The sequence below is a fragment of the Cobetia sp. BMC6 genome, assembly GCF_029991385.1.
Classification (GTDB): Bacteria; Pseudomonadota; Gammaproteobacteria; order Pseudomonadales; family Halomonadaceae; genus Cobetia.
Map to the genome: position 1 here is coordinate 1 of NZ_JAKUMF010000037.1, position 514 is coordinate 514.

Genomic DNA, 514 nt, shown 5'->3' on the forward strand with positions numbered 1-514 from the left:
TAACCAGTTTATTTTACGCCGCTCGCAACTTACATCGAGTAGTCGCGGGCTCGATAAAAACAACCTACTACATGCGCGTAAAATCGTTATCGTATTGATTTTATTGCTTAGTTACTTCACTCACCGAGTGCTAGGCGAAAGTACAACCCTTGCCAATGTGGGTTTGATGTCGTTCACCTTAGTCGCGCAATTTTCGCCGGCCATGATCATAGGCTTATGGTGGCGACAAGCATCGTGTCGCGGCGCACAATTGGGGATTTTAAGCGGCTTTATTATTTGGGGATACACACTTTTACTACCGAATATCGCCGGAGGTTTAGGAAGCGATAGTCTATGGCTTGTGAATGGACCGTGGGGAATAAGCTGGTTAGCGCCAACCGACTTATTCTCATTAGGCATGGAAAGCATTAGCCAAGCTCTATTGCTATCGTTAGGTGCGAACTGTTTAGTGTATTTCTTAGTGCCGTTATTTAGTCGTGCAACCTTGGCTGAACGCTTACAGAGTAATAAGTTT

Annotated in this window: 1 pseudogene; it reads left to right on the forward strand. The window is 45.1% G+C overall.

The features are described from left to right. Positions 1-514, forward strand: a pseudogene (locus MKZ40_RS16875) (histidine kinase); the annotation flags it as partial.